Source organism: Streptomyces sp. AC550_RSS872, from assembly GCF_019049285.1.
GTDB lineage: Bacteria > Actinomycetota > Actinomycetes > Streptomycetales > Streptomycetaceae > Streptomyces.
The window spans coordinates 19,551-27,964 of record NZ_JAGMUL010000067.1; the positions used below are offsets into that span (position 1 = coordinate 19,551).

6 protein-coding genes are annotated in these 8,414 nt (G+C 72.1%); 5 read left to right on the top strand and 1 reads right to left on the bottom strand.

The window, feature by feature from the left end:
- Positions 1-3 precede the first annotated feature (3 nt).
- From KUM44_RS26855 to polA, 4 genes are all read left to right on the top strand, one after another.
- Positions 4-546, top strand: a complete 543-nt coding sequence (locus tag KUM44_RS26855) for a MauE/DoxX family redox-associated membrane protein (RefSeq protein ID WP_217211873.1) — start codon at positions 4-6, stop codon at positions 544-546.
- On the top strand, positions 543-1,055 hold the full coding sequence (locus tag KUM44_RS26860; protein ID WP_217211875.1) for a hypothetical protein: 513 nt from the start codon (positions 543-545) through the stop codon (positions 1,053-1,055). The genes KUM44_RS26855 and KUM44_RS26860 overlap by 4 nt, the downstream gene beginning before the upstream one ends.
- On the top strand, positions 1,052-2,929 hold the full coding sequence (locus tag KUM44_RS26865) for an ABC transporter ATP-binding protein (RefSeq protein ID WP_217211877.1): 1,878 nt from the start codon (positions 1,052-1,054) through the stop codon (positions 2,927-2,929). The genes KUM44_RS26860 and KUM44_RS26865 overlap by 4 nt, the downstream gene beginning before the upstream one ends.
- 80 nt (positions 2,930-3,009) lie before the next feature.
- Positions 3,010-5,736 (top strand): DNA polymerase I, encoded by a 2,727-nt coding sequence (gene polA, locus KUM44_RS26870; protein ID WP_217211879.1) that lies wholly within the window; start codon positions 3,010-3,012, stop codon positions 5,734-5,736.
- Positions 5,737-6,251: 515 nt separating this feature from the next.
- Here the strand turns inward: polA and KUM44_RS26875 are convergent.
- A complete protein-coding gene (locus KUM44_RS26875) occupies positions 6,252-7,115 on the bottom strand; it encodes a DUF4184 family protein (RefSeq protein WP_217211880.1) in 864 nt (287 codons plus the stop codon).
- A 335-nt stretch (positions 7,116-7,450) separates the two neighbouring features.
- Here KUM44_RS26875 and KUM44_RS26880 point away from each other — a divergent pair.
- Positions 7,451-8,414: lytic transglycosylase domain-containing protein (locus KUM44_RS26880; RefSeq protein WP_217211882.1), on the top strand; the 964-nt coding region annotated here is incomplete at its 3' end.

An 8,414-nucleotide genomic window follows, 5' to 3' on the forward strand; every position in this document is an offset into this window, starting at 1 on the left:
TAGGTGACCTACCTGTTCCTCGGGTGCCGCGCGCTGCTCCTCGTGGTCTTCCTCGCCGCCGTGGCGGGGAAGGCCCGCGGTCGCGCGGCATTCGCCGAATTCGCGTCGTCCGTCGTCGCCCTGCGACTGCTGCCCCGCAAGGCGTCCCGGGCCGCCGCCGCGGCGGTCGTCGGCACCGAAGCCGCCGCCGCCGTGCTGCTCGCGTTCCCCGCCACCGCGCTCGCCGGGTTCGTCGTGGCGATCGGTCTGCTGGTGGCGTTCGTGACGGGCATCGTCATGGCGCTGCGCGGCGGCCGGGCCGTCCCGTGCCGGTGCTTCGGCGCCTCGGCCACCCCCCTGGGCCCGGTCCATGTCGTGCGCAACCTCGCCCTGACCGCCGTCGGCCTCGCCGGCCTCGCCGCCGGCCTGACGTCGTCCGCCTGGCCCGCGCACGCGGGCGGCGTGGCCGTCACCGCGGCGACGGCGGCGATCGGTGCCCTGATCCTCATCCGGTTCGACGACCTGGCCTTTCTGTTCACCGATCCGAAGCGAGACTCGCCCTCATGATCTTCCTCATCGCCGCAGTGGTGCTGGTCGGCCTCCTCTGCGTGTTCGACCTGCTTCTCACCCTCGCCGTGCTGCGCAGACTCCGTGAACACTCCGCCGAGCTGGGCAGACTGGGTACCGGGCCGGACCTGCGGACGCAGATGTACGACCCGCAGATCCTGGTGGGCACGAAGGCCCCCGACCTCGCGGGCGAATCGGGCGTCCGGCTGGTGGCGTTCCTCGACGCCCACTGCGAGAGTTGCCACGAGCACGCCGCCGAGTTCGCGGAGACCGCTCGCGCCCACGACGACGTCCTGGCGATCGTCTCCGGCGAGGGCCGGGAGGCCGACGAACTCCGCACGCTCGTCGGCCCCGGCATCCCCCTCGTCCAGGGGGAGGACGCACGCACCCGGGTCCTCGCGATCGGCCTCCGGGCGTTCCCGACCTTCCTCCTCGTCGAGGCCGACGGCACGATCGTCCAGGCGGTGACCGAGCCCGGCGCCCTGACCCGGCCGGTGCCGGCGACATGACCGGGTGGCGGGAGATCCCGCGGCTGGTGGCGGTCGCCGCGGCGCTGTGCTGGCGGGCGGGGCGCGTCCGCTGCCTGGTCTACCTCGCGGCCACGGTGGTCGGCGGGCTGCTGCCGACCGGCACGGCGTGGCTGACCAAGTTCGTCGTCGACGACCTCACGTCCGGGCGGACGGCCGCCGCTCTGCGCTGGGCGGTCGCGCTCGCCGCGGTCGGACTGGCCACGGGGCTCCTGCCGTACCTGACGCGCTTCGTCAGAAGCGAACTGGACCGGCGCATCGACCGCCTCATGCAGGACGAGCTCCACACCGCGCTCAACGGGCTGCACGGACTGGCGCGGTTCGAGGACCCCGGCTTCCGCAACGACCTGTCGATGGCCTCGCAGGGGGCCGGTGCGGTGGCCGGCACCACCGCGGGCCTGTTCGACACCGCGCGCAACACCGTCACCATCGCCAGCCTGCTGGCCACGCTGTTCGCCATGAGCCCGACGATGGCGCTACTGGTCGCCGTCGCCGCCGTGCCCGCGCTCCTGGGCCACCTGGCGCTGACCCGCGGACGCGTGTCCATGCTCGCCGCCATCTCCCCGGCCACCCGGCGGCAGATCTTCTACTCGTCCTTGACCTCCGACCTCACGGCGGTGCAGGAGACCCGTCTGTTCGGCCTCGGCGGCTTCCTCAAAGGCCGCATGCTGGACGAGCTGACCGTCATGCACGACGGCGAACGACACATCGACCGCAAGGAGTTCCGCACCCACGGACTGCTCGCGCTGCTGTCCACCCTGGTCTCCGGCGGCGGACTGGTCTGGGCTGTCGCCGCGGCCGCCGACGGCGCCCTGACGATCGGTGCCGTCATGGCGTTCGTCGCCGCCGTGGCCGGAGCGCAGGGAGCGCTGGTCGGCCTCGCGACCGGCCTGGCGGGCTCCTACCAGTCACTGCTGCTGTTCCACTACCACCGCAAGGTCATCGCCACCCCCGACGACCTCCCCGCGGCCACCGGCACCGAGCTCGCCCCCCTGCGCAAGGGGATCGAACTGCGCGACGTGTGGTTCCGCTACGACGAGAGCCACCCCTGGGTGCTGAGCGGCCTCGACCTCTTCCTCCCCCACGGTTCGTCGGTCGCGCTCGTCGGACTCAACGGAGCGGGCAAGAGCACCCTCATCAAGCTCCTGTGCCGCTTCTACGACCCCACGCGCGGGGCCGTCCTCTGGGACGGCGTCGACATCAGAACCATCCCCCCGGCGGAGCTGCGCCGCCGGATGACCGTCCTGTTCCAGGACTTCATGCGCTACGACCTCACCGCCGCCGAGAACATCGGGATCGGCGACCTGCGCCGGCTCACCGACACCACGCGCGTCGCCGACGCCGCCAAGCTGGCCGACATCGACACCAAGCTGCGCGAGCTGCCGCACGGCTACGACACCCTCCTCAGCCGGATCTTCTTCGACCAGGACGACGAGGGCGACCCGCACGTCGGCGTCGTGCTGTCCGGCGGACAGTGGCAGCGGGTCGCACTGGCGCGCACCCTCCTGCGCGGCGACAGCGACCTGCTCGTCCTCGACGAGCCCAGTGCGGGCCTCGACGCCGAGGCGGAGCACGAGATCCACCGCCGGCTGCGCGCGCATCGCGCGGGCCGCACCAGCCTGCTGGTCTCCCACCGCCTCGGAGCGGTCCGGCAGGCCGACACCATCGTCGTCCTGGACTCCGGCCGCATCCGGGAACGCGGCACCCATGAGGAGCTCATGGCGGCCGATGGAGAGTACGCCCGCCTGTTCGCCCTGCAGGCCGCGGGATACGGCACATCAGATACTTCTGGCATTTCAGACGATGATGGCATTTCGGATGTTTCGGCGGGTGAGCCCGCGCCGGTGACGTCCTGACCCGGTGGGCGGCCCGGTGCGCGGCCGCCCGCCACCGGCGGTGTGCCCGACTGTCAGTGGGGCGTGGCAGGATCGGGGACGTGGCAGAGACAGCAGCGAAGCAGACCGACAACACCCCCGGCGGCAGCCGGCCGCGCCTGATGCTCATGGACGGGCACTCGCTGGCCTACCGCGCGTTCTTCGCGCTGCCCGCGGAGAACTTCACGACCGCGACGGGCCAGCCGACGAACGCGATCTACGGCTTCGCGTCGATGCTGGCCAACACGCTGCGCGACGAGGCGCCCACCCACTTCGCGGTGGCCTTCGACGTGTCCCGCAAGACCTGGCGCTCCGCGGAGTTCACGGAGTACAAGGCGAACCGATCCAAGACCCCGGACGAGTTCAAGGGCCAGGTCGAGCTGATCGGCGAGCTGCTCGACGCGATGCACGTCTCGCGGTTCGCGATCGACGGCTTCGAGGCCGACGACGTGATCGCCACCCTCGCCACCCAGGCCGAGGCCGACGGCTTCGAGGTGCTGATCGTCACCGGCGACCGGGACTCCTTCCAGCTGGTCAGCGAGCACACCACGGTGCTGTACCCGACGAAGGGCGTCTCCGAGCTGACCCGCTTCACCCCGGAGAAGGTCTTCGAGAAGTACGGCCTGACGCCCGCCCAGTACCCCGACTTCGCTGCCCTGCGCGGCGACCCGTCCGACAACCTGCCGGGCATCCCGGGCGTCGGCGAGAAGACGGCGGCGAAGTGGATCAACCAGTTCGGCTCGTTCGCCGAGCTGGTCGAGCGCGTCGAGGAGGTCAAGGGCAAGGCCGGGCAGAACCTCCGCGACCACCTGGAGTCCGTCAAGCTCAACCGCCGGCTGACCGAGCTGGAGCGGGCCGTCGAGCTGCCCAAGACCGTCGCCGACGTCGCGCGCGTGCCGTACGACCGAAAGGCCGTCGCGATGATCCTGGACACCCTGGAGATCCGTAACCCCTCCCTGCGCGAGCGGCTCTTCGGCGTCGACCCCGGAGCCGAGGAGGCCGAGGCCACACCGATCGCGACCGACGGCGTGGAGATCGACGGCTCGGTCCTCCGCACCGGCGAGCTGGCCCCCTGGCTGGCCGAGCACGGCGGCGAGCTGCTCGGCGTGGCCACCGTCGACACCTGGGCGCTCGGCACCGGCTCGGTCGCCGAGGTCGCGCTCGCGGCCGCCGACGGCGCGGCCGGCTGGTTCGACCCGTCGCAGCTGGACGAGGCCGACGAGAAGGCGTTCGCGGCCTGGCTGGCCGACGCCGAGAGGTCGAAGGTCTTCCACAACGCCAAGGGCGCGATGCGTGTCTTCGCCGAGCACGGCTGGACCATCGAGGGCGTCCGCATGGACACCGCGCTCGCCGCCTACCTGGTCAAGCCGGGCCGCCGCTCCTTCGACCTGGACGCGCTGTCCCTGGAGTACCTGCACCGCGAGCTCGCCCCGGCCGCCGCGGCCGACGGCCAGCTGGCCTTCGGTGCGGACGACGGAGCCGAGGCCGAGGCGCTGATGATCCAGGCCCGCGCGGTCCTCGACCTGGGCGAGGCCTTCGAGAGCCGCCTCGAGGAGGTCGGCGCGGCCGACCTGCTCCGCGACATGGAGCTGCCCACCTCCGCCCTGCTGGCCCGCATGGAGCGGCACGGCATCGCGGCCGACCGGGCCCACCTGGAGGCCATGGAACAGATGTTCGCCGGCGCCGTGCAGCAGGCGGTGAAGGAGGCGCACGCGGCGGCCGGGCACGAGTTCAACCTGGGCTCGCCCAAGCAGCTCCAGGAGGTCCTCTTCGGCGAACTCGCCCTGCCCAAGACGAAGAAGACCAAGACCGGCTACACCACCGACGCCGACGCCCTGGCCTGGCTCGCCACCCAGACCGACAACGAACTGCCGGTCATCATGCTCCGCCACCGCGAGCAGGCGAAGCTCCGCGTCACCGTCGAGGGCCTGATCAAGACGGTCGCCGCGGACGGCCGCATCCACACGACCTTCAACCAGACGGTCGCCGCGACCGGCCGCCTCTCCTCGACCGACCCGAACCTGCAGAACATCCCGGTCCGCACCGACGAGGGCCGTGCGATCCGCCGGGGCTTCGTGGTCGGCGAGGGCTTCGAGTCCCTGATGACCGCGGACTACAGCCAGATCGAGCTGCGCGTGATGGCCCACCTGTCCGAGGACGAGGGCCTGATCGAGGCCTTCACCTCGGGCGAGGACCTGCACACCACGGCCGCCTCCCAGGTGTTCGCCGTTGAGCCCACCGCGGTGGACGCGGAGATGCGCCGCAAGATCAAGGCGATGTCGTACGGCCTGGCCTACGGGCTCTCGGCCTTCGGCCTCTCCCAGCAGCTGAACATCGACGCGGGCGAGGCCCGCGCCCTGATGGACGCCTACTTCGAGCGCTTCGGCGGCGTCCGTGACTATCTGCGCCGCGCGGTCGACGAGGCCCGGGCCACGGGCTACACGGCGACCCTCTTCGGCCGCCGCCGCTACCTCCCCGACCTCAACAGCGACAACCGCCAGCGCCGCGAGGCCGCCGAGCGCATGGCCCTCAACGCCCCCATCCAGGGCACGGCGGCGGACATCGTCAAGATCGCCATGCTCAACGTGGACCGGGCCCTGCGCGAGGAGAACCTCACCTCCCGCATGCTCCTCCAGGTCCACGACGAAATCGTCCTGGAGATCGCTCCGGGCGAGCGTGATGCCACAGAGGAACTGGTCCGCCGGGAAATGTCCAACGCCGTCCACCTCAACGTCCCCCTGGGCGTGTCGGTAGGCGCAGGCCCGGACTGGGAATCGGCGGCCCACTAGCCCCAGTCCTTCTTGGGGGGGGGCGGCGCCACAGCGCGCCCCCCAGGGGCGCGGGGCTGTATCGATTTGCGGCTCCGCCGCGTGGGCGCGACCAGCCACCAACCACCCGCACCCCCAAACCCACCGCACCCAGGCACACGCTCAGGCACCCACCCCCACCCGCACCCCTCGCACTACCCCAACCAGCCACAACGCGAGGAACCCGGCCCAACCCCCGGAGGGACCCGTCACCCACGCGGCCCCCGCAAAGACGCCCCACCCGCCCGGCACCCGTAAGGATGCCGACATGGGTATACGCACGCTCCACCGCCGGACGACCCCGGCACCGGCGCAAGCGACCGCCGACCAGCCGCCGAGCCCGACGCAGCCGCCCGTAGCCACTGACGCAAGCACCGCCCGCATCCCGATCGACCTGATGGCCGCGTGGCGGCAGACGGCGACAACGCTCCGCACCCGTCTCGCCCACCGGACACAGGGGTGGTCCGAGCCGGCCCGCGGCTGCACGTCCCTCGCCCTCACCCTGCTCCGACGGTCCCGCCCCGGAGGGACCCGGCCCCATCCGAACCCGCACTGTCAGGCCCCGGAACCGGACGCCACACCCTGACCCCGACGGCATACAGCAGCAGTCCCAGCACGAGCCCCGCGCCCGCCCCGAAGCACAGCGTCGGGATCAGCTCCCAGTACTTCGCGCTCGCCCCCCAGTAGTCCCACCAGCGCGACGCCCGCTGCACCGCCGCCACCGCGGCCAAGCCGCCGATCACAGCGCCGGCCAGCCACCGGTCCCGTACCGAAAGCACCGGCACCCCGACCGGCGCGGCGGCAGGGGACCGCCGTAGCGCCACGACCACGAACGCGGCGATGACCACCGCGGCGACCGCCGAACCGCCGTACTGGAGGTACCAGTACAGCGGCGACCCCGCGATCTCCTCGCCCAGGACGGGAAACAGCCGCATTCCCCAGCGGTCGAGGTGCGTGAACGCGTCCCACACGACATGGGTCAGCGCACCCAGCGCGGCCGACACATACCAGCGCGCCGCCAAGGACGGCCGTACACGCGCGCGTGGCGCCCCGCAGCGCAACAACGTGGCCGGCCTGCCCTGCCGTCGCACGGGCAGGAGGGCCACCAGTGGCTCGCGCAGCAGCAGCCACAGGCCCACCAGTGCCCAGGCGACCACCACGTCGACCGTGAACACACCCGGGAACGAGTGCGTGACATCGCCGAACTCCATCGCCTCCGGCAGGACACTCGCGACGTAATAGGTCATGTCGGGAGAGAAGGAACCCGCCACCAGCACGGCCGGCACGAGCGCGACCCGGCCGGTTCCGTCGGTGCGTACGGCGGGCAGTACGGCCGCCGCATGGCTGAGCGTGAACGGCAACGGGGCTCCTTGTGCGGGGCGTTGACGGACCGGTCGGCCCGGGCTGTCGGAGAGGTCAGTATGCGGGACGCCGTGTGGCCCCTCCGGCGGGCGGAACCGTACATGGCCAACCGGTAAAAATCGGGCACCAACGGGTGCCCCCGCAAAGGAAGTTGTCGTAGGGTCGCCTGGGTCACCGTGCCGGGGAGCCCGGTCGAACAAGTGAACAGCCGCGGAAAACGTGCCGCGAGGGCAACTGTCGCGGCGAGTCGATCGTCACAACAGGGGCGGGCTCGGCACGGCGAGCCCGGCAGACAGCGTCGGGCGCTCGGGCGTCCGCAGGAGGGGTCCATTTCATGGCGGCGCAATTCGGCAGGCTGCGCAAGGGAGCGGTGAACACCACCGTGGCCGCGGTCGCGGTGGCGGCGCTGGCCGCGTCCCAGGCTCCAGGAGTGACGACCGACGACGCCGGCAGACAGGTCGCCACCGGAACCCAGCCTTCACCGGACACGGCCGCCGAGGACAGCGCGACCGGCAACTCGCCGTACTACACGGACCTGCCGCCGCTCAACAGCCCCAACCCGTCGCCGTCCGCCGGCACCCCCGTCACCCCGGGCACCAGCGAGGCGGGCATCCCCGCGACCGTCCTCGACGCCTACAAGAAGGCCGAAGCGGCGCTCCGGGACGCCAAGCCCGGCTGCAACCTGCCGTGGCAGCTCCTCGCCGCCATCGGCAAGGTCGAGTCGGGCCAGGCCCGCGGCGGCCGCGTCGACGCGAACGGCACCACACTCTCCCGGATCCTCGGCCCGCAGCTCAACGGCAACGGCTTCGCGAACATCGGCGACACCGACAACGGCGCCTACGACGGCGACAGCTCCTACGACCGTGCCGTCGGCCCCATGCAGTTCATCCCCTCCACCTGGGAGTGGGCCGGCCGCGACGGCAACGGCGACGGCACGAGGGACCCCAACAACGTCTACGACGCCGCGCTCGCCGCCGGCCACTACCTGTGCCGCTTCGGCTGGGACCTGTCCACCCAGGGCGACCTCGACCGCGCGATCCTCAGCTACAACAACTCTCAGGACTACCTGAACCTCGTCATGAGGTGGCTGGAGTACTACCGCAAGGGCACCCACGAGATCCCCGACGGCACGGGCACCCTCCCGGACGACCGCAGCGACGACTCGGCGGGCGCGAGCCCCACGCCGACGGCTCCCGGCACGCCCACCACACCCCCCAGGCCCGCCACGCCGACGACGCCGAGCAGCCCCGGGCCCGGCGACAACGGCGGCGGCTCCACCAGCCCCAAGCCCACCCCGC

Excerpts from the sequence above, each read along its gene's own strand:
- KUM44_RS26865 (WP_217211877.1), top strand. The coding sequence starts at position 1,052 with ATGACCGGGTGGCGGGAGATCCCGCGGCTGGTGGCGGTCGCCGCGGCG.
- KUM44_RS26860 (WP_217211875.1), top strand. The coding sequence starts at position 543 with ATGATCTTCCTCATCGCCGCAGTGGTGCTGGTCGGCCTCCTCTGCGTG.